The following is a 26,345-nucleotide window of genomic DNA, read 5'->3' on the forward strand; positions in this document are numbered from 1 at the left end:
CAAGCAACGCGGTGGATGGCACCGGCTACGCCGGTGTTCGCGGCACAAGGCCGCTCAGGTGCAGCGCTGGATTCAGGCTTGGCGCAGTCCTGTAACCCAGAGTTCCCACAACTGTAACTAGCGGTTAGCTGCGCAAGTACAGGCGCCACCCCTAACTTCGCGACTTCAGTAGGCCGAGCGGAGGTGACTGGAGGGCCCAAGGTGCGCAGCACCCTTCGGCGCAGCCGAAGGCGCGAGATGTAGACTTGCGCAGCAAGTCGGAGGCCGCGCGGGCCCGCAAGTCACCGTAGCGAGGGAACCCCTGCGCGCAGCGCAGGGGCCGAATGAATGGAGCGAGGATTTTTTGGTGACTTTTTGATCCTTCAAAAAGTTACCCGCCGTCAGGGCGGAAAGTTGACTCAAAGTCAATATCAATAATGAATGCAAATACAACTCCCAGCACAATCAAACCAATCAAACCAATATGACACCAGAGAAACAAGCCCACTCCCGTAACCCCACAAGAGCAGGCCCGCCCTACCCCGTCACTGCGCCGGCGCCACCGCCGGAGGCGCCTCCTGAGTCACCCGCAACAACCCCCACAACCCAGACGTATTCCCATAAGCCGCATAGTCCCGGAACAGATAATCCCCAGGCACCCCATTCACCCCCCCAGCACTAGGCAGCATGAAACTGAAGTGCGCCGCCGGCAACACGCTCTCCTGGGCCCCGATGTAAATCGACATCGGGTTATAGCCAAAGCGCACCGAGCCAATCCCCGGCAGCCCCATGGGATACCCATTCACATCGCTTTTCTCAGCCTGATAGCTGTGCAGCGGCCACAAATGCCCATCGAGCTGGTACGTGATCCCCCGACTACCACCGCTTGGCATCAGCACATGATTACGCACCGGCTGACCAGGCTTGGCCCACAACACCGGCGTCTGCGGATCCCCACCGACCAACGCATTGCTATAAGCCATATGCGCGTTAGGCACATCGGCGAACCCGGCTCCATCGGCATGCCCGAACGGCGCATCCGGCGCCCGACCAAAACGCAGCCAGAGCGGCTCGGTCTTGTAGTTCATCGCCATGTTGCCATTGTCCTTCGGATCCCCCGGCACACCGTTGCCCTCGGTCGCGATGCCCTCCACCGGACGACCGTCGGCCCAGCGCATGTTCAGCGCGCGCTGCCATACCGTGACGAAGTCGCGGTAATCCGCTTGTCCACTGACCTTCACCGTCGCCTGGGCGCGGCTGGCGGTGTCCTCGGTCCAGGTGGCCGTCTGCGGCAACACACTCATCCCCCCCACCAAGCCCTTCTGCGGCTGCTTGATGACATCCGCCGGGGTCAGATTCAGGCCGCCAAACTCAATCGCCGTAGCCTCGATGTTGTCCACCGTACGGCCCAGTTGCAGCACCGGCTTACCCTCACGCTCCAGGTGCCCCGCGTAATACTGGTAGGTACGGGTCGGCCAGGCACCGCTGCTGCCCACCCGTGGCGCCACGGTCTGCAGCGGGTTGAGGCCAACGTTCACGCCATCGGACTTGGTGATGTCGTAGGCCAGCAACTGCGCGTGCAGACCCACGTGGCTGGAGGGGCGCATCAGGTTGTTGTTGAACGCCGTGGAACCCTCGCCAGCGTTGCGATCACGCTTGACCACGTTCTGCATCACTGCCGTGCTGGGCAGGTCGGGCATCACCGAGGGCAAGCGGTTTTCCAGGGTTATGCTGATGCAGTCGCCAGCATTCGCGCGTAGCACCAGCGGCTCCACAGGCACCCCGGCCTTGAGCTTGCCGGTGCTGGTATCCAGGTCGGCCTTGCGCACGTACAGCACGGCGGTTGGATCATGCAGCGGCGAACTGTGCCCACCGACGGTGAAGGTGATGCCATCCTCCGCGTCGGTCACCGTGGCTAACGGGATCGTCACCTTGCGGCTGTTGAACACCAGCGTGCCGCCGTTGGCCTTGAGCGCTGCGCCGACATGCTGGCCGATGCTGGCCGGGTCGGTCAGGCTCACGCCCTGGCTGTTGATCAGGATGTCGTTGGCCAGCGCGGCGACGATCTCGTAACTGCGCTTGACCGTCGGCCGGCTGCCAATGCCATTGGGGTTGGCCGTGGTTTTCGGGCAAATGCCATCGAAGTTCACGGTGTTGCGCATGGCCACCGGCTGCGGATTGTTCGACAGCGGGAACAGGTCGGCACGCTGGGTGGTGTAGTTGCGCATGATGCCCCAGATACCGTTCCAGTACCCCTCCAGCGCGGCGTCCAACGAGTACAGGTAATCACCGTTGGTGGCCGCGGAGCTGGAGATCATCGACACCGGCGCCATGAACCCAAGCTGCTCGGAGATCCCCACCATCTGCGAGGCTTTCCACCCCGAGTTGGAGCTGTTACCGAAGCCCGAACCATTCTGCAGCCATTTCACCCCATGCAAGGTGACGTTGTGTTCCTCTTCATGGCCGCCAGCGTGCATACGCAGGCGCACGTTGTCGCCCGAGTAGGTACGCAGCAACGGCGTGAACGGGTCGCCCGGCTCGGTGCCTTGGTTGATGTGCGGCGGGAAGCGCGTGGTCCCCCCCGTGGGGCCTACCGCCTGGGTGATCGCCGAGGGCGCCAGGTTCATCGCTGCAATGACGCGGTCGGTGCGCGTCTGCAAGGCATAGGCCAGATCTCCGCCGAGCCCATCGGCCTGCATGCCGCGCTTGCCATCCGGGGCCACCTTGTTCGGGTCGAACACCCGCAGCGCCAGCGGCTCGTTACGGTAGTTGACGACGAACATGCCAGGATCGTCCACTGAAATGGCCTGCGGGCACGGCCGTGTCGGGCAGCCAGGGTTGAGCCCGCCACGCGACTCGACCACCGATTCGAGCAACGTCGAAGCTTTCTGGCGCACTGGCGGGTTGATCGCGTAGCGGAAGCTGTCGGCGGTGGCCGGATAGGCCTGGGCATTGGGTACGCCGTCCGGGCCTGCCCCCACGTAGACGCCAGCCTCATAGGCATGCTGGAAATCACTGTATTCGAGGAAGAACTCGCGATAGCTGTCGTTCCTGCCATCGCCATCGTGGTCGCCGGTCTGGATCACCGCCTGCCACGAGGTCGGGCCACCGTCCTGGCGGGTGGCCGGGTTGTAGAGTTTTTCGCCTGTCTCGGCGTGGAACCAGGTAGAACCGGCAGGCTCGGCCAGCACGGTGGCATAGAGGCCCAGTTGCTGGTGAGTCGACGGCCCGAGGTGGTCATGGGTGAAGATGGTGCCCAGCCCACGGTCGACGTTATGCACGTTGACCAACGGGTCAGCGAACCAGCGCTGCATGGCTGTACGCGCGCCAAGCCAGTCGGCCCGGCCAAAGCGCCCAAAGTACGGGTGCTGGCGAGCTTTCGGGCAGGCTGCGGTGCCATCGCGTGTATCGGCCTCGCTGCATTGGTTGAACGCCCGGATCGCCTGGATGCGCTCGACCACGCTGCCGGGCGAGAGAATGCCGTCCTCGTAGTTCCAACCGTTGGCCGAGCCATCGGCGGCGGTCAGGTCCCATTTGGGCAGGTGAATGTGCTGACCGATCACGTCGGTGGGCGTGCGCACTTGGTAGTCGTCCATCTCGTAGAACGACGGGATCAGGTTGGTATGCACGTACTGGGTGCAGTCGAAGGTGTTCATGCGCATCACCAGCGGCTCGGGCGGGCGCTGCTTGGTGATCACCGGCCAGGCGTCCTCCCACAACGCCAAGATGCGCGCCTGCGGGAAGTGATAGCCAACCTTGTTGTAGACCGCATCGAACTGGATATTGGCCCCCTTGTAGATGCGCGGACGGTCGGCGGTGAAGGTCGAAGCGCCGCGAAAATTGAGCCCGGTGAGGCTCTCGCCGCTGAAGAACTCACCAACCCCGGAGGTCTGGGTCAGGCGCTTGCCACGGTCGTCCATGCACGGCTCGTAGTACGGCGCGCCCGCTGTGGGCAGCGCGCCGTTGGTACGGAACGCCTTGGCCACCGGGCTGCTGCCGGGCATCTGGGCAAAGCTTGGATGCTCGGCTTTGGCATGGAACTGCATGGCGGCCTGCTCGACTTCGGTGCCCTCTTCTGGCAGGTAGATAGGCTTGGCCTTGTGCACCAGCTTGGAGAAGTCCAGCTTGGTAGTGGTGGTCACCGCCTCACCCCCGGCCGATACGCCGTCCAAGGCGTGGCGCCCCAGGCCACCATCCCAGCCATCTACCTGATTGGGGTCGAGGTTGGCCCACAGCGCCTTGCCACTGTCCTTGAGTTGCCGCGCCAAGGCCGGGTCGAGCATGTCCAACGGCGGCGTTGGCGGGCGTTGGCCGACGCTGCTTTCCATGCCGCCGATCCAGAATGGATAGCCGGGGTTCTTCAGCGAACCGTCGGCATTGCGGTTGCTCTCGCTGCGGTCGACCAAGGCCAGGGAGCCCACGGCAACCGGTGCGGCGACCGGCTCAGCGCCCTCCTGCGGCGCGTCCTCGTGCGGCTCAGGCACGCGAGTACCGAGCTTGGGCACCACGCTGACCTTGCCCGGCATCGGCGCCATGGCCTTGCCAGGCAGTGGCACGATGGCAGGAATGGGCGTACCAGCGATGATCTCGCCGTCAGGCAGGGCGCGCGCGCCAGGGGCCGGCTTGCCGCTGCGCAAGGCAAATGGCGTTGTGTGGAAGCCATCCTCGCCTTCGCCACTGACCGCCAGCCGGGTGCCCGGCTCGAACACGTCATGCACCCGCCACATGGCCCACATGCCCTGGGCGAAATGCGGATAGAAGTGGCAGTGATAGATCGCATCCCCGGCCACCCGATTGCGGTTGCCCGAACCGCCGTTGGCGATCTCATAGGTGTAGCCAACCCCCGGCCCGATGCCTTGGGCGTCTATGTAATCGGAGTTATCGTCGTTCGGATTGAACAGCCATTGGTGCCCGTGCAGGTGGAAGATGTGCTGTTCATGGCCGTTGTGGGTGTTACGGAACTTGGTGAAGTCGCCAATGTAGCTGTGGTGCACGTTGGCAGGCTCGGATGGGTACAGCGCCATGCTGGCCTTGACCCCGGTGGCACTGGCCGGCGGGACTTCACCAGGGCGGATGTGCTCGAGCCCGACGTTGGCCGGCACATCCACCAACGTGCCGATATCGCCCACGGTATGGGCACTGAGGAAGAACTCCTCGTACGCGCAAGACAAACAGTCGTGCATCGGCCCCACGCCCAGGCGATTGGCCACCACCTCGGCGCCCATCCCGCCTGAGCCGTAGTTGATCATGAACGAATCCCGCGCAGGCTCCAGCACATGGCCCATCACCGGGTCTGCCCAATAGCCGGGGAAGGCCTGGGTACCGGCCACCTCATCGGCGAACTGCGAGGCGAAATCGCGAAACGCCTCAAGCCGATTGGGCAGCGCCGGGTTGCGCTTGCCGACGCTCTCCAACGGGTAGGTGCTGGCGGGAAAACTGCCGTCAGGGTTAGGGCCCATGACGATGGCGTCAGTCTCGCTGTTGAGGATCTCGTTGCCATCGATCATGGCGATCACCGGTTTACCGGCCTTGCCCTCGCTGAGCCAGGGTTCGCGCTGCGGATAACGCGCTTCGTAGTCGATCACCGGTTGGCCGGTGGCGGTGCGGCCGGTGGTGGCCAGGCGCATCTCCTCCTCGGCCAGGGTATTGCGGTAGCTGCGCGCGCCTCTGGGTAGCACCACCACTTGGCCGAACAGGCCGTTGGCGACATTGCCGGCGTTGCCCTCCCCGCCAAACGTCGCGCCCTGGCTGGTGACGGCGAAGGCGCCTTCTCGCTCGGCGTAGAGGGTGTAGCTACGGCTCGCGCCCGGGGCTACCAGGAAATTGCCGTTACGTCCGGTATTGGCGGCAATGTCGGCGATGCTGTTGACTGCCTGCAAGCCATTGACCTGGAAACCGACGTGCCGATCGGTAACCTGCTCGTCAGCGACGGACGCCCGCAGGTTCTCGGTTTCGGGCAGTTCGCCTGCATCCTCTGTCTCGTCCTCGGGGGCTTCAGGCTCGATGCCATGCTTGTTGGGGTTGGCCTGGTACGCCAGCAGATTGGTCAATTGCACCGTGAGGCAGTCACCGGCGGCTACGCGCAGCACGATCGGGCGTGGACGCTTGTCCGCACGCAGGGTGACTTTACCTGGCACCGCCGCGCCACCCCGGCTGAGTGGCACCTGATGTTCGTCGACCACGTCCTGACGCAAGGCGTAGAGCATGCCGTTGGCATTCTGGGCGCCGAGGCGGTTGAACATCAGCGGCTGGTCGAGGGCCACCACCTGGGCCGTCAGGGTGCGTTGGCACTGAACAGCGGCTTGGCCCTCGGCATGCCAGCCGAGCAAGGCGAGGATCAGGGTGGACACGGCCGGGCCTTTGCGCAGAATCGTCGTCATCGGGCACCTCCAGGGCGCTTGGGACTCTGCGAAGGGCTACAGCAAGCGTTGTGCCAGCTAAAAAATTCTTTTTTTTCAATAAGATGCTGACACCAAAAACGCAAACCGGGGAAGATTCCCCGGTTTTTTCCCCTGTATCGGGGGCAAGCTGCCAGGCTTTGCTGATCTCGTCAGTCGGCCTGTGCCTGATCGAACGCCGCTTGAGCTTCCCAGCCCCCGCCAAGCGCGGCAATCAACTGCACACTGGCGATCAGGCGGCCTTGCAACAGGTTGAGCACGCTACGCTCGTTGCTCAGTGCGGTGGTCTGCACGTTGACGACATCCAGATACCCGATCAGCCCAGCCTTGTACTGGTTTTCAGTCAGGCGCAGCGACTCGCGGGCAGCGTCCAGTGCTTGCTGGCGTACCCCCGCCTCGTCTTCATACACCTTCAACTGCACCAGATAGTTCTCCACCTCCTTGAACCCATCTAGTACGGTCTGGCGGTACTGGGCCACGGTCTGGTCGTAGGCGGCCACGCTGCGATCGACCTCGGCACTGCGCTTGCCGGCATCGAACAAGGTCAGCGCCAGTTGCGGCCCTACCGACCAGTAACGGTTGGGCAACTCGATCCAGTTGTTGAAGCTGCTGCTGGAATAGCCGCCGCTCATGCTCAGCGACAGGTCCGGGAAGTACGCGGCGCGCGCCACGCCGATATTGGCGTTGGCTGCCATCACGTTACGCTCGGCTGCCGCGATATCGGGGCGACGCTCGAGCAACTGCGACGGCAGGCTCACCGGGATCTGCGGCAGAGCTGGAATGCTGTTGGTGGCCGCCAGGGCGAAATCGGCCGGCACCTTGCCCATCAGCACGGCGATGGCGTTCTCGTACTGGGCGCGCTGCCAGGCCAGGTCGATCAAATCGGCCTGGGTACTCTTGAGTTGGGTGCGCGCCTGGGCCACCGCGTCAGGGCCGGAAACACCGGCCCGGTACTGGTTCTCGGTCATTTTCAGCGAGCGCTCGTACGCTGCCAGCGTGGCTTCGAGCAAGCGCTTCTGCTCATCGATCACTCGCAGTTGCAGGTAGTTCTGCACCAGTTCCGATTGCTGGCTCAGGCGCATCGCCGCCAAGTCCGCCAGGCTCGCCTCGGCACTGGCTTGGTTGGCATTGCGGGTTTCACGCAGCTTACCCCACAGATCGATTTCCCAGCTCACGCCCAGCTGGGCATTGTAGGTGTCGCGGATGCCACTGCTGTTGTTCGACAAGCTGGAGCTGGAACTGCCGGTGCCCTGGGCCGAACGATTCTTGCTGCCGGTCAGGTCCAGCGACGGAAACAGCGAGGCGCGGCTGCTGCGTACCAAGGCCTGGGCTTGTCGGTACTGGGCTTCGGACTGCGCAACCGACTGGTTGCTGCGGTTGAGTTCCTCGACCAGCGCATTGAGCTGCGCATCGCCGTACAGCTCCCACCAAGCCCCCCGGGCAATGGCATCGGAGGGATTGGCCTGGGTCCAGCCTTCGGCCTGTTTGAACTGCGCCGGGGTGCTCAGCGCAGGGCGCTGGTAATCCGGGCTGAGGGTACAGGCGCTGAGCATCGCCACGCATAAGCCGGCACTGAGCAGGCGCGAACCACGCCCGTGGGTCAGTCGCTTGAGGGTGCGGTGGATGCGGGTCTGGGCAAAGTTCATAGCGGGGTATCCAGGGCAGCGTCGGTGCGCACGCCGCGCCAACGGTTGAAACGGTGGCGCAGGCGGTCGAGGTACAGGTAGACCACAGGCGTTGTGTACAGCGTCAGGACCTGGCTGAAAACCAGGCCGCCGATGATGGTCAGACCCAACGGTTGACGCATCTCGGCGCCCTCGGCCTGGCTCAGCAACAGTGGCAGTGCGCCGAGCATGGCGGCCAGGGTGGTCATCAGGATCGGCCGCAGACGCAGCAGGCAGGCGCGGCGGATCGACTCCTCCGGCGCCAGGCCTTCCTGACGCTCCAGTTGCAGGGCCAGGTCGATCATCAGGATCGCGTTCTTCTTCACCACGCCGATCAACAGGAACAGCCCCAGCAACGAGATCAGGCTGAACTCGCCACCGGTCAGGTACAGCGCCAGCAAGGCACCGACGCCTGCCGAAGGCAGCGTGGAGAGGATGGTCAGCGGGTGGATGTAACTTTCGTAGAGAATGCCCAGCACCAAGTACACCAGCACCAAGGCGCCGAGAATCATCAACGGCTGGCCTTGGGTGGTCTTGCTGAAGGCATCGGCAGTGCCGCCAAGCTTGGCGATCACCGACTCGGGCAGGCCGAGCTTGGCCACCGTGCGCTCAAGCGCGGCCATGGCCTGATCGGGGCTGTAGCCTTCGGCGACGTCGAAGGCGATGTCTTCGGAGGCAAACTGTCCTTCGTGGCTGACGCGGTCGTTGGCCAGGCTGTTCTCGTAGCGGGCAAAGCTCGCCAACGGCACCCGGGCGCCGTCGGCGGTGATCACCTGCACCTGCTCCAGGGTCGTCGGGTCCCAGGCGTACTTGGGGTTGATCTCCAGCACCACTTGGTACTGGTTGAGGCTGTCATAGATGGTCGAGATCTGCCGCTGGCTGTAGGCGTTGTTCAGTACCGTGGTGACCATGTCCATGTCGATGCCCAGGCGCTTGGCCTGATCGCGGTCGACCACCAGGGTGACCTGTTGCGTACCGGCGCCGTCGCGAGCATCGATGGCCGTCAGCTCAGGCAGTTTGCGCAGCGCTGCGACGACCTTCGGGAACCACTCGCGCAGCGCGGTCAGGTCGCCGCTCTGCAAGGTGTACAGGTACTGAGAGGTGGTCTGGTCACGGCCGCCGCCACCCAGTTGCAGGTCTTGATCGGCCATCAGGAACAGCCGCGCGCCGGGCACCTTGGGCAGTTCCTTACGCAGCCGCTCGATGACTTTCTGCGCGCTGTCCTTGCGCTCGCTGATCGGTTTGAGGCGTACCAGCACAAAGGCGTTGTTGGTGCCACTGTTGCCGCCGATGAAGCCTGCCACGCTCTGCACCGCCGGGTCCTTGAGCAAGGCACGTCGATAGGTCTCCATTTTCGGCTGCATGACGGTGAACGAAAGGCCATCGTCACCCCGCACGAAACCCTGCAACTGGCCGGAGTCCTGTTGTGGCATCAGGGTCTTGGGGACCACCACGTACAGGGCAACGTTGAGCACGATGGTGGCCAGCAGGCTGAACAAGGTCAGGCGCTTGTGCCGCAGGGCCCAGCCCAGGCTTTTGTCGTAGCCGGCGACCATGCGCTGGTGAACCTGATCGCTCCAGCGTTGCAGGCGGGTCTGCGGTCGCGGCCCGTGCACCCTGAGCCAACGCGAGCAGAGCATGGGGGTGAGCGTGAGCGAAACCACCAGCGAGACGATGATCGCCGCCGCCAGGGTGATCGAGAACTCCATGAACAGCCCGCGTACGATACCGCCCATGAACAGGATCGAGACGAACACCGCCACCAGCGAGACGTTCATCGACAGCAAGGTGAAACCGACTTCCTTGGCGCCTTTGTAGGCGGCGCGCATCGGCGGCTCACCGTTCTCGATATGCCGCGAGATGTTTTCCAACACCACGATGGCGTCATCCACCACCAACCCGGTGGCGAGGATCAGCGCCATCAGCGACAGGTTGTTGAGCGAAAAACCGCACAGGTACATCACCGCGAAGGTGCCCACAAGCGACACCGGCACGGCCAGGCTTGGAATCAGCGAGGCGCGCAAGTTGCCCAGGAACAGGTAGACCACCAGGATCACCAGCACCACCGCGATCAGCAAAGTGTGCTCGGCCTCCTTGAGCGTAGCCTTGATCACCGGCGATCGGTCCATGGCGATGTCCAGCTTGACGCTGGCCGGCAGCAGCGATTGCAACGCCGGGAGCTGCGCCTTGATCTGCTCGACGGTCTGGATGATGTTCGCGCCGGACTGGCGGTTGACCACCAGCAGCACGGCTGCATCATTGTTGAAGAAGCCACTGTTGTAGCGGTTCTCGACACCGTCGCTGACCTTGGCCACATCGGACAGGCGCAAGATCGCGCCATCCTGTTGTCGGATCACCAGCGGCTTGTAGTCGTCGGCCTTTTCCAGTTGGTCGTTGGCACGCACCTGCCAGCTGCGCTCGTGGTTCTCGACAAAGCCCATGGGCCGGCGCTGGTTGGCGTTCGCCACCGCGGTGCGCACGTCATCGAGCGCCAGGCCGTACTGGTTGAGCAACTGTGGCTCCAGTTCGATGCGCACCGCCGGCAACGAACTGCCACCGATCTGCACTTCACCGACCCCGCTGACCTGCGCCAGGCTCTGCGAAAGGATGGTGTCGGCCAGGTCGTACAGCTGGCCTTTGGCGAGCACGTCCGAGGTCAGCGACAGCACCATGATCGGCGCCTGCGAAGGGTTGATCTTCTTGTAGGTGGGCATGCTGCGCATGCCGCTGGGCAGCAGGTTACGCGAAGCGTTGATCGCCGCCTGCACTTCGCGGGCGGCGCCATCGATATCGCGGCCCAGCTCAAAGCCGATGATCACCCGGGTCGAGCCCTGGTTGGAGCTGCTGGTCAGGGTCGTAACCCCGGCAATACTGCCCAGCTTGCGCTCCAGCGGCGTCGCCACGGTAGATGCCATCACCTCGGGGCTGGCACCGGCCAAGTTGGCGCTGACCACGATTACCGGGAAATCCATCTGCGGCAACGGTGCGACCGGCAGCAGATTGAAGCTCACCCCGCCCAGCAACATGATCGCCAGGCTCAGCAGCATGGTGGCCACGGGGCGGCGAATAAAGGGTGCGGAGAGGTTCATATCCAGCTCCAGGCTTCACGCTTCAAGCGGCAAGAAAAATCACGTGCGCCAGGCAGGATCGGACTCGCTCCGATCTGCTTGAAGCTTGCCGCTTGGAGCTTGTAGCTCGCGTCGCTCATACCGACTCCTCAGCCAGACGCGAATTGCCCCAGCGACGCGCCAGGCGGTCGAAGTACAGGTAGATCACCGGCGTGGTGAACAGCGTCAGCACCTGACTCACCAGCAGGCCACCGACCATCACCAAGCCCAATGGCTGGCGCAGCTCGGCGCCAGAGCCGGTGGCGAGCATCAGCGGCACGGCGCCAAACAGTGCGGCCAGGGTGGTCATCAGGATCGGCCGGAAACGCAGCAGCGCCGCCTGGTAGATCGCCTCCCGCGGGCTCATGCCTTGGTGGCGCTCGGCCTCCAGGGCGAAGTCGATCATCATGATGGCGTTCTTCTTGACAATGCCGATCAACAGGATGATGCCGATGATCGCGATCATGCCCAGGTCGTTGCCACTGAGCAGCAACGCCAGCAACGCCCCCACTGCCGCCGAAGGCAGTGTGGAAAGGATGGTAACGGGATGGACATAGCTCTCGTAGAGCACGCCCAGCACGATATACATGGTTACCACGGCGGCCAGGATCAGCAGCAAGGTGCTCGACAGCGAAGCCTGAAACGCCTCGGCAGCCCCCTGGAAACGGGTCTGCACGCCAATCGGCAGGCCAATCTCCTGCTGCACCTGCTCGATCACCTTGACCGCTTCGCCCAGCGAGGCCCCGTGAGCGAGGTTGAACGACAGGGTCACCGCCGGGAATTGCCCCAGGTGCGAGATGGCCAACTGCGCCTGGCGCTGCTCGACGCGCGCCAGGGCCGACAGGCGCACCTGGCTGCCCTCGGCGGTCTTGACATGGATCGACTCCAGCGCCTGTGGGCCGAGGCTTGCGGCGGTCTGCGCCTGCAACACCACGCGGTACTGGCTGGCCTGGGTATAGATCGTGGAGATCTGCCGTTGGCCGAAGGCGTCGTACAGCGCGTTGGTGATCTGCGACACGCTGACGCCCAAGCGGCTGGCCAGGTCGCGGTCGATCACCAGATAGACTTGCAGGCCTTTGTCCTGCAGGTCGCTGGCCACATCCTGAAGTTCTGGACGTTGCTGCAAGGCCTGCACCAGCTTGCCGCTCCATTCGGCGAGCATATCGGCGTCCGGCGAGCTGAGGCTGAACTGGTACTGGGTACGGCTGACGCGGTCCTCGATGCTCAGGTCCTGCACCGGCTGCATGAACAGGCGAATACCGACCAGTTTGTCGAGCTGCGGTTGCAGGCGGGCGATGACTTGGGCAGCCGTGACGTCGCGCTCGCCGTGGGGCTTGAGGTTGATCAGCAGGCGGCCGCTGTTGAGGGTGGCGTTGTCACCGTCCACGCCAATGTACGAGGACAGGCTCTGCACCGCAGGATCGTTCAGGATGACCTCGGCCAGTGACTGTTGCCGCTGGCTCATGGCCGCGAACGAGGTGGCCTGGGGGGCCTCGGAAATACCCTGGATCACCCCGGTGTCCTGGACCGGGAAGAAGCCCTTGGGCACGATCATGTACAGCACCACGGTGAGAGCCAGGGTTGCCACCGCGACCAGCAGGGTCAGTGGCTGGCGCTTGAGCACCCAGGTCAGGGCGCTGGCGTAGTGCTTGATCAGCCAGTCGATCCAGGCGCCGCTGGCGCGGTAGAAGCGCCCCTGCTCTTCTTCCTTGGGTTCGCGCTTGAGCAGGCGTGCGCACATCATTGGCGTCAGGGTGAGCGAAACCACCAGCGAAATCAGGATGGCCACCGCCAGGGTGATGGCGAACTCGCGGAACAGCCGCCCGACCACATCGGCCATGAACAGCAGCGGGATCAACACCGCGATCAGCGAGAAGGTCAGCGACACCAGGGTGAAGCCGATCTGCCGGGCCCCTTTGAGCGCGGCCTGTAGCGGGGTCTGGCCCTCCTCGATATGACGGGAGATGTTCTCCAGCATGACGATCGCGTCATCCACCACGAAACCGGTGGCGATGGTCAAGGCCATCAGGGTGAGGTTGTTGATCGAGAACCCGGCCAGGTACATGACCCCAAAGGTGCCGATCAACGACAGCGGCACGGCGATAGACGGGATAATCGTGGCACTGACCCGGCGCAGGAACAGGAAGGTCACCATTACCACCAGGGCGATGGCGAACAGCAGTTCGTGCTGCACGTCGCGCACAGCGGCGCGAATGGTCTGGGTGCGGTCGGTCAGCACGCTGACATCCAGGCCGGCCGGTAAGTTGTCGGTGACCGACGGCAGCATCTGCTTGATGCGGTCAACCACCTCGATGACGTTGGCCCCAGGCTGGCGCTGGATGTTCAACAGCACCGCCTGGTTCCGGTTGGCCCAGGCGGCCAGGCGCTCGTTCTCGGCGCCATCGACGATCTCGGCGACATCCTTCAGGCGCAGCGGCGCGCCGTTGTTGTACTTGAGAATGAGGTTGGCGTACTCGTCGGGTGAACGCAGCTGGTCGTTGGCATCGAGCATCGACACCCGCGTCGGGCCGTCGAAGTTACCCTTGGGCTGGTTGACGTTGGAGGCACCGATCAGGGTCCGCACGTCATCGAGGTTGAGGCCATTGGCAGCCAGGGCATCGACGTTGACCTTGATGCGCACCGCCTGGCGCTGGCCACCGGCGATGCTGACCATGCCCACGCCGCTGATCTGCGCGATCTTCTGCGCTATGCGGGTATCGACGAGGTCGTTGAGCTTGGGCAGCGGCAGGGTCTTGGACGAGATGGCCAGCGTCAGCACCGGGGTATCTGCCGGGTTGACCTTGTTGTACACCGGCGGCGCCGGCAGGTCGCTGGGCAGCAGGTTGCTGGCAGCGTTGATCGCAGCCTGCACCTGTTGTTCGGCGACATCCATGTTCATGTCGAGGCTAAAGCGCAGGGTCAGCACCGAGGCGCCACCGGAGCTGGTCGAAGCCATCTGCTCAAGGCCCGGCATCTGGCCGAACTGGCGCTCCAACGGAGCGGTGACCGCGCTGGTCATGACTTGCGGGCTGGCGCCAGGGTACAGGGTCATGACCCGGATGGTCGGGTAATCGACCTGCGGCAAGGCCGCGACCGGGAGCATTTTGTAGGCGATCAAGCCGGCCAGGACAATGGCCAGCATGCTCAGCGTGGTGGCGACCGGGCGGAGGATGAACAGGCGCGAGAGGTTCATGCGCCCGCCTTGCTGCCCGATTCATTCATGTCGGCAGCACCCTTGGCGTCCTGGCCCTGCAGGTGTTGCCCAGGCGTACTGGGGACCTGCGAGCTGTCCTCGACCACCTCGACCTTGGTGCCCTCGCGCAGGCGGTCGGTGCCTTCGAGCACCAGCCGATCGCCAGCGCTCAGGCCTTCGACGATCACGCTGTTCTGACCATCGCTGGCGCCCACCTTGAGTTTGCGAATCGTGACCGTGTTCTGTGGGGTGACCACGTACGCGAAGGTCCCGTCGTTGCCGAACTGGATCGCCGCAGCAGGGGCCAGCACCACCTGCTTGAGGGTGTCGGCGAGCAGGCGCACGTTGACGAACTGGTTGGGGAACAAGGCATGGTCCTTGTTCTGGAACGTGCCCTTGAACTTCAAGGTGCCAGTGGTGGTGTCGATCTGGTTGTCCAGGCTGCCCAGCACGCCGCTGGCCTGCAACTTGCGATCACCGCGATCCCAGGCCTCGACCGGCAGTCGGGCACCGCTGCGGTAACGTTCGAGCACGGTGTCGAGTTCGGTTTCCGGCAGGGTGAAAGCCACGCTGATCGGCTCGGTCTGGGTGATGATCACCAAGGCGGTAGTGTCGTTAGCCGCCACCAGATTGCCCAGGTCAAGCTGACGCAGGCCCAAACGGCCACTGATCGGCGCGCGGATCTCGGTGAAATCGAGGTTCAGGCGCGCATCGTTGACCGCAGCCTGATTGGTCTTGACCAGGCCCTGGAACTGCGCCACCTGCGCCTCGGCAGTGTCGAGGGTTTGCTTGGCGATGCTGTCCTCGGCGTACAGGCCTTTGTAGCGGGCCAGATCGACCTGGGCGTTCTTGAGCTGCGCCTGGTTCTGCGCCAGGGTGCCTTCGGCCTGTTGCAAGGCGATGCGATAGGGACGAGGGTCGATTTGCGCGAGCAAATCGCCGGCCTTGACCTGTTGACCCTCCTGGAAGTGGATCTTCACCAGCTCCCCCGCCACGCGGCTGCGCACGTTGACCGTGTTGGTCGCGGTCACCGTGCCCAGCGCCTTGTAGTACAGCGGGAAGTCCCCCACCTTGACGGGCTCGACGCGCACCGGCACAGCCTCGGTAGAGCCGCCGAAGCCGGGACGCCCTCCCATGCCCATCCCCATGCCGCGCCCTGGGCGGGCGCCGGTCGCCTCCTTGTGGGCCGGCGTTGCAGGCCACAGCCACCAGGCCAGTACGGCCACCAGCAGCAGGATCAGCAGGCCGAACAGCCAGCGAGAGGAGGTACGGGACTTGGGTACTTGCATGGGTCGAACGAACCTTGTTCAGAGAAGAAGACGGGCTGGAAGAGCGTGAACGATAAGCACTGGCACTGGTTTAGCAAAGCGGCTTTACCGGTGTTTTACCTTCGCCTGACGTTCATGAAGGGCTGGATCTTAAATGAAAACGGCCTGGAACAGGTTCCAGGCCGTTTCAACAAATGACAGCGATGCCCGCCGCCACGTACTGCCTGTGCCGTGTTACTTCAGCACAGCCAGGGCCGCCTCGTAGTTCGGCTCGTCAGCGATTTCAGCGACCAGCTCGCTGTGCAGCACCTTGTCGTTTTCGTCCAGCACGACCACCGCGCGGGCAGCCAGGCCAGCCAGCGGGCCGTCAGCGATGGCGACGCCGTAGTTTTCGAGGAACTCGGCGCCACGCAGGGTCGACAGGTTCTTCACATTCTCCAGGCCTTCAGCGCCGCAGAAGCGCGCCTGGGCGAACGGCAGGTCAGCCGAAATGCACAGCACCACGGTGTTGGCCACCTCATTGGCCTGGGTGTTGAACTTGCGCACGGAGGTGGCGCAGGTCGGGGTGTCAACGCTTGGGAAGATGTTCAGCACCTTGCGCTTGCCAGCGAAGTCCTTCAGCGAGGTGTCGGCCAGGTTGCCGGCGACCAGCGAGAAGGCAGGCGCCTGGGCACCGATCTGTGGCAGGTTGCCTTGGACCTGTACCGGGTTGCCTTTGAGAGTCACTTGAGCCATGGCGGAATCCTTATGCGGGGTGGGAAAAGGATCCAGAGTTAAGCATGAAGGCGCGCAGGTGCCTATAAGCAAAGCAGAAATTGTTGTATTGCCGGACAAATTCTGTGGACAAAAAAATGTCCGGGTGGCGACAGCCGACCCGGACATTGCCTACCGCCTGCGCTGAATCAGCTCAGCAGGCCGTATACCACCGAGGTCAGGGCCACCAGGCCAACGACCACGACGAACAGGTTCGACAGCGCGCCACTGTACTTGCGCATCGACGGCACGCGGCGGATCGCGTACATCGGCATCAGGAACAGCAGCACCGCAATGATCGGCCCGCCGAGCGATTCGATCATGCCCAGGATGCTCGGATTGAGCGTGGCAACGATCCAGCACACCACCAGCATCAAGGCCGCGACTACGCGGTCCAAAGCCTTGGTGCCAGGACGCATGCCGGTTTTGAGGATCATGCCCTTGAGGCCTTCGCTGGCACCGATGTAGTGGCCCAGGAACGACTTGGCAATCGCGATGAAGGCGATCAGCGGGGCAGCAAAGGCAATCGTCGGCTGCTCGAAGTGGTTGGCCAGGTACGACAGGATCGACAGGTTCTGCGCCTTGGCTTCGGCCAACTGGCCGCTGCTCAGGGTCAGCACGCAGCTGAACACGAAGAACAGCACCATCACCACCATCAACAGGTGCGCGCGGCGCAGGATCTGCCCACTGCGCTCATCGGCGTGCTCGCCGTAACGGCGCTTCTGGTCGACAGCGAAGGCCGAGATGATCGGCGAGTGGTTGAACGAGAACACCATCACCGGAATCGCCAACCACACGGTATGCAGGAACGCCGACCCGGAAGGCACCTGGTTTGCGGTGTCGAGGATTCCCCCGGTCCAATGCGGCACCAGGTACAGGGCCAGCAGCGCCAGGGCGACGATGAACGGGTACACCAACAGGCTCATGACCTTGACCGTAGCCTGCTCGCCGCAGCGCACGATGGCCAGCAGGCCGAGGATCAGCAGGAACGACAGCACCGCCCGTGGAGGCGGGGCGATGTGCAACTGATGCTCCATGAAGCTGCCCACGGTGTTGGTCAGCGCCACGCTATAGATAAGCAGGATCGGGAAAATGGCGAAGAAGTACAACACGGTGATCAGCGCACCGGCCCGGATGCCGAAGTGTTCTTCCACCACCTCGGTGATGTCGCCGCCGCTGCGCCCGGAAAGCACGAAACGGGTCAGCCCGCGGTGAGCGAAATAGGTCATCGGGAAGGCCAGCGCTGCCAGGATCAGCAAGGGCCAGAAACCGCCAAGGCCAGCGTTGATCGGCAGGAACAAGGTTCCGGCGCCGATAGCTGTGCCGAACAGGCCCAGCATCCAGGTGGTGTCGTGACGCGACCAACTGCCCAAGGTGGCGGGGGTCGATTCTACAAAGCGTTGTTCTACGCTTGGGGCCTGCTCATTCATTCCGGGTGACGCTCCACTCGCAAGACTGCAACAGGCTGAGAATGGCGAAATAGAGGTTTCGCCCAACTCAACCGGATAAAGAGGGGCGCGATTGTGCATGCAAAGGTTGCACTTGGGGAAGCCCCGCCCGAGGGACGGTTGCACTTGTCTGTACAAGCGCGCAGGTTTTACCTGTGTAAACGCATCGCGGGGCAAGTCGGGACGCCGAACCGCCCCGCCCCTGTCGCCTGCAAACGAGGTCGACGGTGGGCGCGGCGGTTCGGCGTCCCGACTTGCCCCGCGAGTGGGCCGTGCCGGTCAGTGCAGGGCTCAGGCCCCGTGCACCGCCGCGAACGCTTCAGCCACCTGGCGCAGGTTGGCCGGACGCAGGCCGGACATGCACACGCGGCCACTGTCGATCAGGTACACACCGAACTCGTCACGCAGGCGACGCACCTGCTGGACGCTGAAGCCGGTGTAGCTGAACATGCCGCGCTGGCGCAGGAAGAACTGGAAGTCCTGGCCTGGCAGCAGTTCACCAAGCAGATCGACCAGGCCCTGGCGCATGTCGAGGATACGCTTGCGCATGACTTCCACCTCTGCCGCCCACTGGGCGTTCAGGGCCGCATCGCCGAGCACGCCGGCCACCAACTGCGCGCCAAAGGCGGGCGGGCTGGAGTAGTTGCGGCGCACGGTGGCCTTGAGCTGGCCGAGTACGCTGACAGCCGTGGCCGTATCGTCGCAGACCACCGACAGGCCCCCTACCCGCTCGCCGTACAGCGAGAAGATCTTCGAGAACGAGTTGCTGACCAGGCACGGCACACCGGCACGGGCCATTTCGCGGATGGCGAAGGCATCTTGCACCAGGCCTTCACCAAAGCCCTGATAAGCGATGTCGAGGAAGGGGATCAGCTGGCGTGCCTTGACCACTTCCACCACCTGCTGCCACTGGCCCGGCTCCAGGTCGACACCGGTGGGGTTGTGGCAGCACGGGTGCAACAGCACGATGCTGTTGGCCGGCAGGGTGTTCAGGGTGGCCAGCATACCGGCGAAGTCGACACCGCGAGTGGCAGCGTCGAAGTACGGGTAGCTGTGCACCTTGAAACCGGCACCTTCGAAGATGGCGCGGTGGTTGTCCCACGTCGGGTCACTGACCCAGACCTCGGAACCTGCGAAGTAGCGTTTGAGGAAGTCGGCACCAACTTTCAGCGCGCCCGAGCCACCCACCGTTTGCACGGTCGCCACGCGGCCATCGGCCACGGCGGGGTGATCGCTGCCGAACAGCAGCGCCTGGATCGCCTGGCGATAGGCGGCCAGGCCTTCCATGGGCAGGTACAGCGAGGCTTGGTGCGGCTGGCCGGCCAGGCGCTTCTCCACCTCGGCCACCGCTGCCAGTTGCGGCACCACGCCGGCTTTGTCGTAGTACAGGCCGATACTCAGGTTGACCTTGTCGGCGCGTGGATCGGCCTTGAAGGTTTCCATCAGCGAAAGGATCGGGTCGCCGGCATAGGCATCGACATGTTTGAACACAGCTTGCAGCTCCTTGGAGATCAGGACAGTTCAGGAAAGCGTGTACAGAGAATACCCGCAGTGGCGGCGCAGGGACATCATTGAATACGCAAGGTGCTTGTGCAGCCCTGCATAGCGCTCTGAGCACGCTTTGAAAACGCGCACGGGCGCCGCACCCAGCAGCCCCTTAGCCAGCCAACGCCTTGAGCCCAGCCAGTTCCTGCGCCGTCAGCGCCACGCCTTCGCGCTCCGCCAGCGCACGCTCACGGTAGCGCCGCTCACCCGGCAGGCGCGAAAGCCCTGCGGCGAGCATCTGCTCCACCAGCGCGCGACTGCGCAGGGCAAAGCGCTCGCCCTCGGCCAGCGAAGGGTCGATGACGATGATCAACTGCCCAGTCCAGGGCGTCTTCGCCCCAGGATGGCTGGCCCAGTCGAACTCCCAGGAAAAATTGCCCCCGGTCAGCGCGGCGGCCAGCAGTTCGACCATCATCGACAGCGCCGAACCCTTGTGCCCGCCAAAGGGCAGCAACGCGCCACCGTCCAGGATGGCTTGCGGATCGCTGCTCGGCTGCCCCTGGGCGTCCACCCCCATGCCTTCAGGCAAGCGCTGCCCGGCACGCGCGGCGATCTGCACATCGCCATGGGCCATGGCGCTGGTGGCCATGTCGAAGACGATCGGGGCGTGTCCGGCGCAGGGCGCGGCGAAGGCGATGGGGTTGGTGCCGAACAGGGGCTTGCGCGCGCCGTGGGGCACTACGCAGGTCATGCTGTTGACTACGCTCAGGGCGACCAGGCCCTCGTCGGCGAAGGGCTCGACATCCGGCCACAAGGCGGCGAAGTGGTGTGAGTTGTGGATCGCCAGCACGGCAATGCCCGCCTGGCGCGCCTTCTGGACCAGCAGCTCGCGGGCCGCCGCCAGGGCCGGCTGGGCGAAACCACCGCGGGCGTCTACCCGCACATAGCCCGACGCCACGTCGCTGACCTGCGGCACGGCCTTGCCATCCACCCAGCCACTGGCCAGGGTCGATACATAACCCGGGATGCGGAACACGCCATGGCTGTGGGCGCCGTCGCGCTGCGCGCTGGCGCAGTTGTGGGCCAGCACGGCGGCCACCTCGGCGCTGCATCCATGGCGGTGCAGGATGCTCTGCAAGAGCGCCTGCAATTCGGTAAACGCTACGCGCACGAGGGGACCGGTGGACGGTGCGGACATCTGAAGCTCCTTTATGGGTATTGGATCGGCTACAGCGCAACGCTGAGGAATGTCCCGCGAATTCCCGGCCGCTGTCAAAGTGTCCCTGCGCAAGCCCAATCCCCCTCTTCCAACGGTGCCCCTTGCAGGCCTTCTAGCACTCTCAGGCACGCGCCAGCGGCAGGCCAGCGCGCGGCTTCATTGCAGCCACGCAAAGACCCAACTGCATCGTTAAATATTATTGACCTAATCCGCCGTCAAACCCTTGTCGCCAAAGGGGCCGAAAGCCTAAAGCCCCCGAAAACAGGCGCCTCACCCCATCACCGCTCGTTTGACATATCGAACGGCTCTGGCAAGCTAGAAGCCAGGCCCCGACCGGAATCGCCGCGATGGCGAGCCGGCAGTGCTCGGGGCTACAGGCTGCACCCAAGGCCCCGGCCGTGCGCCTGCACAACAACGACAGGCATGACCTGTCCCAAGGTGACATATGTCCAACAGCAACATTGGCAACAAGCAACCCGCCCTGCGCAAACCTGTCGTGCTGATGACCATGGGCAGCCAGGCACGCAAAGGCCATGACTATCAGGTCATGACCCACAAATACATCACTCCGCTGGTCGAGTTCTCCGATTGCGTGCCGGTCCTGGTTCCGACCTGCTGCGGCACTGACGACCTGGACACCTATCTGGACATGGCCGACGGCGTGTACCTGACCGGCGCAGGCAGCAACATCGATCCGGCCCTCTACGGCCAGGAAAACCAGACCCCAGGCAAGGCCCAGGACCAGAATCGCGACCTGTTCGACCTACCGCTGGTCAAGGCGGCGATCAAGCGCGGCCTGCCGATCTTCGGCATCTGCCGGGGCATGCAGGAAATCAACGTAGCCCTGGGCGGTGACATCCACCAGAAGGTCTATGCCGAGCCAGGCTTCAACGATCACCGGGAAAACCCCGAAGATCCGGTTGAGGTGCAGTACGCCCAAGTGCATGGGGTGAAGATCAAGCCAGGCAGCTGGCTGCATGAAACCCTGGGCACCGACCAGATTCGCGTCAACTCGCTGCATGGCCAAGGCCTGCGCAACCTCGGCGCTGGTATCGAGGCGATCGCCCACGCCGAGGACGGCTTGGTCGAGGCGATCCACGCCCCGAGCATTTCGCCCTTCCTGTTCGCGGTGCAGTGGCACCCTGAGTGGCAGGCAGCGAACAACCCTGATTCGATCAAGATGTTCCGGGCCTTCGGCGATGCCTGCCGTGCGCAGGTCCGCAAGTCCCAGGTCAAGCGCCACCAGGCCGCCTGACCCAACAACAAAGCTTCGTTAGCTTTGATCGCGGGGCGGCGCAAGGTCGCCCCTGCTTCCCAGGTCATCCTCTGCTGGTCCCAGAACACTTACCGTGGAAGCGGGCGGCGGGCTTGTGCCTGTCTCCGCGATCCTTTTTGCTCTCAAGAGATACGATGACTGATCGCAACAACTGTTCGGCGTCGGTCCATCCTTCTTTCTCCTCGCTACCAGCTCGCCTTCACCGCCCTTCAAGCCAAGCAGAATAGCGCGGGAGCGCGCTTGCCCAGCAACGGGGGCGACACAGCCGGTGCCAGCCCCAGCTACCCCACCCAGAAAAAATTCCATGCAGGGACTAGTCATCGCTCAAGTTGTACGATAACTTACATCTAACGAAGCAACCCCCTCACACCCAAGCGCCACAGGATGCCAACAACAATGACTCCACAAGAACTGAAATCCATCCTCTCCCACGGCCTGCTGTCCTTCCCTGTCACCGACTTCAATGCCCAGGGCGACTTCAACCAGGCTGGCTACATCAAGCGCCTGGAATGGCTCGCCCCTTACGGTGCCAGCGCCCTGTTCGCCGCTGGCGGCACCGGTGAGTTCTTCTCCCTGGCTGCCAGCGAATACAGCCAAGTCATCAAGACCGCCGTCGATACCTGCGCCACCTCGGTGCCAATCCTCGCAGGCGTAGGCGGCTCCACTCGCCAGGCTATCGAATACGCGCAAGAAGCCGAGCGCCTGGGTGCCAAAGGTCTGCTGCTGCTGCCCCACTACCTCACCGAAGCCAGCCAGGACGGCGTTGCCGCCCACGTCGAAGCGGTGTGCAAGTCGGTCAACATCGGTGTGGTGGTGTACAACCGCAACGTCTGCCGCCTGAACGCAGACCTGCTGGAAAAACTCGCCGAGCGCTGCCCGAACCTGATCGGCTACAAGGACGGCCTGGGTGACATCGAGCTGATGGTGTCGATCCGTCGCCGCCTGGGTGATCGTTTCAGCTACCTGGGTGGCCTGCCTACCGCCGAGGTGTATGCTGCTGCCTACAAGGCCCTCGGTGTGCCGGTTTACTCCTCGGCGGTGTTCAACTTCGTTCCGAAAACCGCGATGGACTTCTACCACGCCATTGCACGTGACGATCACGCCACCGTCGCCAAGCTGATCGACGATTTCTTCCTGCCGTACCTGGACATCCGCAACCGCAAGGCCGGTTACGCCGTGAGCATCGTCAAGGCAGGCGCCAAGATCGCCGGTTACGACGCAGGCCCGGTGCGCACCCCGCTGACCGACCTGACCGCGCAAGAGTACGAAATGCTCGCTGCACTGATGGACAAGATGGGCCCGCAAGGCCTGTGATGTCCGCGGGCCGCTGAGCGGCCCGGCGCCTGCCTGACCTGTTCCCACGGTGACCGCCTGCCTGGCCCCGTGGGAATTGGCGCAAGCCGGCGAAAGCGCCCTGCCCTGGCGCCACACAATTTAATTGCCCGCACAAAAATAACTAGTGGGAGGACTCAGCATGCAGGCGAAACAAAAGACGCATGTACGCTACCTGATCCTGTTGATGCTGTTTCTGGTAACCACCATCAACTATGCAGACCGCGCGACCATCGCCATTGCAGGTTCCAGCCTGCAAAAGGACCTTGGCATCGACGCCGTCACCCTCGGCTACATTTTCTCCGCCTTTGGCTGGGCCTATGTGGCTGGTCAAATCCCAGGCGGTTGGTTGCTGGACCGTTTCGGTTCCAAGAACGTCTACGCCTTCAGCATTTTCACCTGGTCGTTGTTCACCCTGTTGCAAGGCTTCGTCGGCGGCCTGCCGGTGGCGTGGGCAGTGGTGACCTTGTTCACCCTGCGCTTTTTGGTCGGCTTCGCCGAAGCCCCATCGTTCCCTGGTAACGCACGCGTGGTTGCTGCGTGGTTCCCAACCCAGGAGCGTGGCACCGCCTCGGCGATCTTCAACTCGGCGCAATACTTCGCCACCGCGCTGTTCGCCCCCATCATGGGCTGGATCGTGTTCAGCTTCGGCTGGGAGCATGTGTTCGTGGTCATGGGTTCGCTGGGCATCGTGTTCTCGGCAGTGTGGATGAAAACCATCTACAACCCACGCCAACACCCACGCATCAGCGCCAGTGAGCTTGAGCACATCGAGAGCAACGGCGGCCTGGTCGACATGGACCAGAAGCGCGGCAACGACGGCCCGAAGTGGGGCTACATCAAGCAACTGCTGACCAGCCGCATGCTCCTGGGCGTGTACCTGGGCCAGTACTGCATCAACGCCATCACTTACTTCTTCCTCACCTGGTTCCCGGTTTACCTGGTGCAGGAACGCGGCATGACCATCCTCAAGGCCGGCTTCATCGCCTCGCTGCCGGCGGTATGCGGCTTCATCGGTGGCGTGCTGGGCGGGGTGATCTCAGACTGGCTGCTGCGCCGTGGCAACTCGCTGACCTTCTCGCGCAAACTGCCGATCGTCTGCGGCCTGATGCTCTCGACCACCATGGTGTTCTGCAACTACGTCGACGCTGAGTGGATGGTGGTGGGCTTCATGACCTTGGCGTTCTTCGGTAAAGGTATCGGCGCGCTGGGCTGGGCAGTGGTGGCCGACACCTCTCCCAAGCAGATCGCCGGGTTGTCCGGTGGCCTGTTCAACACCTTCGGCAACATCGCCTCGATCACCACACCGATCGTCATCGGCTACATCATCAGCGCCACCGGCTCGTTCAAATGGGCCCTGGTATACGTGGGCGCCAATGCCCTGGTGGCGGTGTTCAGCTACCTGGTGATCGTCGGCCCGATCAAGCGCATCGAACTGAAAGACGCCGCAACGCCAGAAGCAGCGCCGAGCGCTGAGCTGGCCAGCTCGCGCCATTGAGTGAAACACGTCGGCGCCCTGCACAGGGCGCCGACGGCCGTACATAAAGCCTGAAAGAAATGACAAGAAGGGCCTGACCATGCAGTTGATCGAACATTCCGAGTCGCCCCGCTACGTCCGCCTGCACGATGACGACAACGTCGTGGTGGTGGTCAACGACGGTGGCCTGGGCGAAGGCGCCCGTTTCGCCGATGGCCTGACCCTGGTCGAAGGCGTACCCCAAAGCCACAAGGTCGCCACCGTCGATATCCAACCCGGTGCCCCTGTGCGCCGCTACGGCCAGATTATCGGCTACGCCCGCGAACTACTGCGCCAAGGCAGCTGGGTCAAGGAAGATCAGCTCGACATGCCCGCAGCACCCGAACTCGACAGCCTGCCACGCTGCGACGCGGTGCCCGCCGCCCTGCCCGCATTGGAAGGTTTCACTTTCGAAGGCTACCGCAATGCCGACGGCACCGTTGGCACCCGTAACATCCTTGGCATCACCACCACCGTGCAGTGCGTGACCGGCGTGCTGGATTTTGCGGTCAAGCGCATCCGCAGCGAGCTGCTGCCTAAGTACCCCAACGTCGATGACGTGGTCGCCCTCACCCACAGTTACGGCTGCGGCGTGGCGATCAACGCCCGCGACGCCTATATCCCGATCCGTACCGTGCGCAACCTGGCGCGCAATCCCAACCTGGGCGGCGAAGCGCTGGTGATCAGCCTGGGCTGCGAAAAACTGCAAGCCAGCCAGGTCATGCACGACAACGACCCGTCGGTGGACCTCAGCGAGCCGTGGCTGTACCGCTTACAGGACGCAAGCATGGGCTTCACCGAAATGATCGAGCAGATCATGGGCCTGGCCGAAACCCGCCTGAAGAAACTCGACCAGCGCCGCCGTGAAACCGTACCGGCCAGCGAGCTGATCCTGGGCATGCAGTGCGGCGGCAGCGACGCCTTCAGCGGTATTACCGCCAACCCTGCGCTGGGCTATGCGGCCGACCTGCTGGTACGCGCCGGCGCCACGGTATTGTTCTCGGAAGTGACCGAGGTACGCGACGCCATCTACATGCTCACCTCCCGCGCGCAGACCCCGGAAGTGGCCGAAGCGTTGGTCCGTGAAATGGACTGGTACGACCGCTACCTGCAACAAGGCGCCGCCGACCGCAGCGCCAACACCACGCCAGGCAACAAGAAAGGCGGCTTGTCGAACATCGTCGAGAAATCCCTCGGTTCGATCGTCAAGTCTGGCAGCGGCGCCATCCAGGGTGTGGTTGGGCCAGGCGAGCGCGTCTCGGGCAAGGGCCTGATTTTCTGCGCGACCCCCGCCAGCGACTTCGTCTGCGGCACCCTGCAACTGGCTGCCGGCATGAACCTGCACGTCTTCACCACCGGCCGTGGCACGCCCTACGGACTGGCCATGGCGCCAGTGGTCAAGGTGTGCACCCGCACCGAGCTGGCACAGCGCTGGCCCGACCTGATCGACATCGACGCCGGGCGCATCGCCAGTGGCCGTTCGAGCATCGAGGAGCTGGGCTGGGAGCTGTTCCACTACTACCTGGACGTGGCCAGCGGCCGCAAGCAGACCTGGGCCGAAAAGCACGGGCTGCACAACGACATCACCCTGTTCAACCCGGCACCGATTACCTGATGCCCCGGACTTGCCCGATTTACCAGTGTGTCGCGCCCCCCTGTGGGAACGGGCTTGCCCAGCTAAATAGCCTACATTCATTCATCTCTACA

The 26,345-nt window shown here is 63.7% G+C and carries 15 protein-coding genes; 5 read left to right on the forward strand and 10 right to left on the reverse strand.

Annotated elements, in window-relative coordinates; all coding sequences use genetic code 11:
• Positions 1 to 524 precede the first annotated feature (524 nt).
• The 6 genes from mnxG to FEM01_RS04095 all read right to left on the reverse strand — a co-directional run bounded on the left by mnxG (position 525) and on the right by FEM01_RS04095 (position 15,630).
• Complete coding sequence (mnxG, locus tag FEM01_RS04075; protein ID WP_138217983.1) at positions 525 to 6,359, reverse strand: manganese-oxidizing multicopper oxidase MnxG; 5,835 nt, start codon at positions 6,357 to 6,359, stop codon at positions 525 to 527.
• A 170-nt stretch (positions 6,360 to 6,529) separates the two neighbouring features.
• Entirely contained in the window at positions 6,530 to 8,023 is a 1,494-nt protein-coding gene (locus tag FEM01_RS04080) for an efflux transporter outer membrane subunit (protein ID WP_138217984.1), read from the reverse strand.
• Entirely contained in the window at positions 8,020 to 11,130 is a 3,111-nt protein-coding gene (locus FEM01_RS04085; RefSeq protein WP_138217985.1) for an efflux RND transporter permease subunit, read from the reverse strand. The genes FEM01_RS04080 and FEM01_RS04085 overlap by 4 nt, the downstream gene beginning before the upstream one ends.
• Complete coding sequence (locus FEM01_RS24475; protein ID WP_276610502.1) at positions 11,127 to 11,249, reverse strand: hypothetical protein; 123 nt, start codon at positions 11,247 to 11,249, stop codon at positions 11,127 to 11,129. Before FEM01_RS24475 ends, FEM01_RS04085 begins: the two co-directional genes overlap by 4 nt.
• Positions 11,246 to 14,341: an MdtB/MuxB family multidrug efflux RND transporter permease subunit gene (locus FEM01_RS04090; protein WP_138217986.1), complete on the reverse strand. Its 3,096-nt coding sequence runs from the start codon at positions 14,339 to 14,341 to the stop codon at positions 11,246 to 11,248. The genes FEM01_RS24475 and FEM01_RS04090 overlap by 4 nt, the downstream gene beginning before the upstream one ends.
• Positions 14,338 to 15,630, reverse strand: a complete 1,293-nt coding sequence (locus FEM01_RS04095) for an MdtA/MuxA family multidrug efflux RND transporter periplasmic adaptor subunit (RefSeq protein WP_138217987.1) — start codon at positions 15,628 to 15,630, stop codon at positions 14,338 to 14,340. The genes FEM01_RS04090 and FEM01_RS04095 overlap by 4 nt, the downstream gene beginning before the upstream one ends.
• A 45-nt stretch (positions 15,631 to 15,675) precedes the next feature.
• On the opposite strand from FEM01_RS04095, the gene FEM01_RS24480 reads away from it, so the two are divergent.
• Positions 15,676 to 15,807, forward strand: coding sequence for a hypothetical protein (locus FEM01_RS24480; RefSeq protein ID WP_276610503.1), 132 nt, complete (start codon positions 15,676 to 15,678; stop codon positions 15,805 to 15,807).
• Positions 15,808 to 15,843: 36 nt separating this feature from the next.
• Here the strand turns inward: FEM01_RS24480 and tpx are convergent, their stop codons facing one another.
• From tpx to FEM01_RS04115, 4 genes are all read right to left on the reverse strand, one after another.
• Complete coding sequence (gene tpx / locus FEM01_RS04100) at positions 15,844 to 16,344, reverse strand: thiol peroxidase (RefSeq protein ID WP_138217988.1); 501 nt, start codon at positions 16,342 to 16,344, stop codon at positions 15,844 to 15,846.
• A gap of 167 nt (positions 16,345 to 16,511) precedes the next feature.
• Complete coding sequence (locus tag FEM01_RS04105) at positions 16,512 to 17,792, reverse strand: serine/threonine transporter (RefSeq protein WP_138217989.1); 1,281 nt, start codon at positions 17,790 to 17,792, stop codon at positions 16,512 to 16,514.
• Positions 17,793 to 18,101: 309 nt separating this feature from the next.
• Complete coding sequence (locus FEM01_RS04110; protein ID WP_138217990.1) at positions 18,102 to 19,301, reverse strand: aromatic amino acid transaminase; 1,200 nt, start codon at positions 19,299 to 19,301, stop codon at positions 18,102 to 18,104.
• A gap of 166 nt (positions 19,302 to 19,467) precedes the next feature.
• Entirely contained in the window at positions 19,468 to 20,493 is a 1,026-nt protein-coding gene (locus tag FEM01_RS04115) for an Ldh family oxidoreductase (protein WP_138217991.1), read from the reverse strand.
• A gap of 466 nt (positions 20,494 to 20,959) precedes the next feature.
• Here FEM01_RS04115 and FEM01_RS04120 point away from each other — a divergent pair, with 466 nt between their 5' ends.
• The 4 genes from FEM01_RS04120 to garD all read left to right on the forward strand — a co-directional run bounded on the left by FEM01_RS04120 (position 20,960) and on the right by garD (position 26,253).
• Positions 20,960 to 21,769 carry a gamma-glutamyl-gamma-aminobutyrate hydrolase family protein gene (locus FEM01_RS04120; protein ID WP_138217992.1) on the forward strand — a complete coding sequence of 270 codons (810 nt, stop codon included), beginning with the start codon at positions 20,960 to 20,962 and terminating at the stop codon, positions 21,767 to 21,769.
• A 417-nt stretch (positions 21,770 to 22,186) separates the two neighbouring features.
• Positions 22,187 to 23,104 (forward strand): 5-dehydro-4-deoxyglucarate dehydratase, encoded by a 918-nt coding sequence (gene kdgD, locus FEM01_RS04125; RefSeq protein WP_138217993.1) that lies wholly within the window; start codon positions 22,187 to 22,189, stop codon positions 23,102 to 23,104.
• 160 nt (positions 23,105 to 23,264) lie between these two features.
• Entirely contained in the window at positions 23,265 to 24,620 is a 1,356-nt protein-coding gene (locus FEM01_RS04130) for an MFS transporter (RefSeq protein ID WP_138217994.1), read from the forward strand.
• Between the two features lie 79 nt (positions 24,621 to 24,699).
• Complete coding sequence (gene garD, locus FEM01_RS04135) at positions 24,700 to 26,253, forward strand: galactarate dehydratase (RefSeq protein ID WP_138217995.1); 1,554 nt, start codon at positions 24,700 to 24,702, stop codon at positions 26,251 to 26,253.
• The last annotated feature ends 92 nt before the right edge of the window (positions 26,254 to 26,345 follow it).

It is taken from the genome of Pseudomonas mosselii, from assembly GCF_005796105.1.
Lineage (GTDB): Bacteria > Pseudomonadota > Gammaproteobacteria > Pseudomonadales > Pseudomonadaceae > Aquipseudomonas > Aquipseudomonas mosselii_C.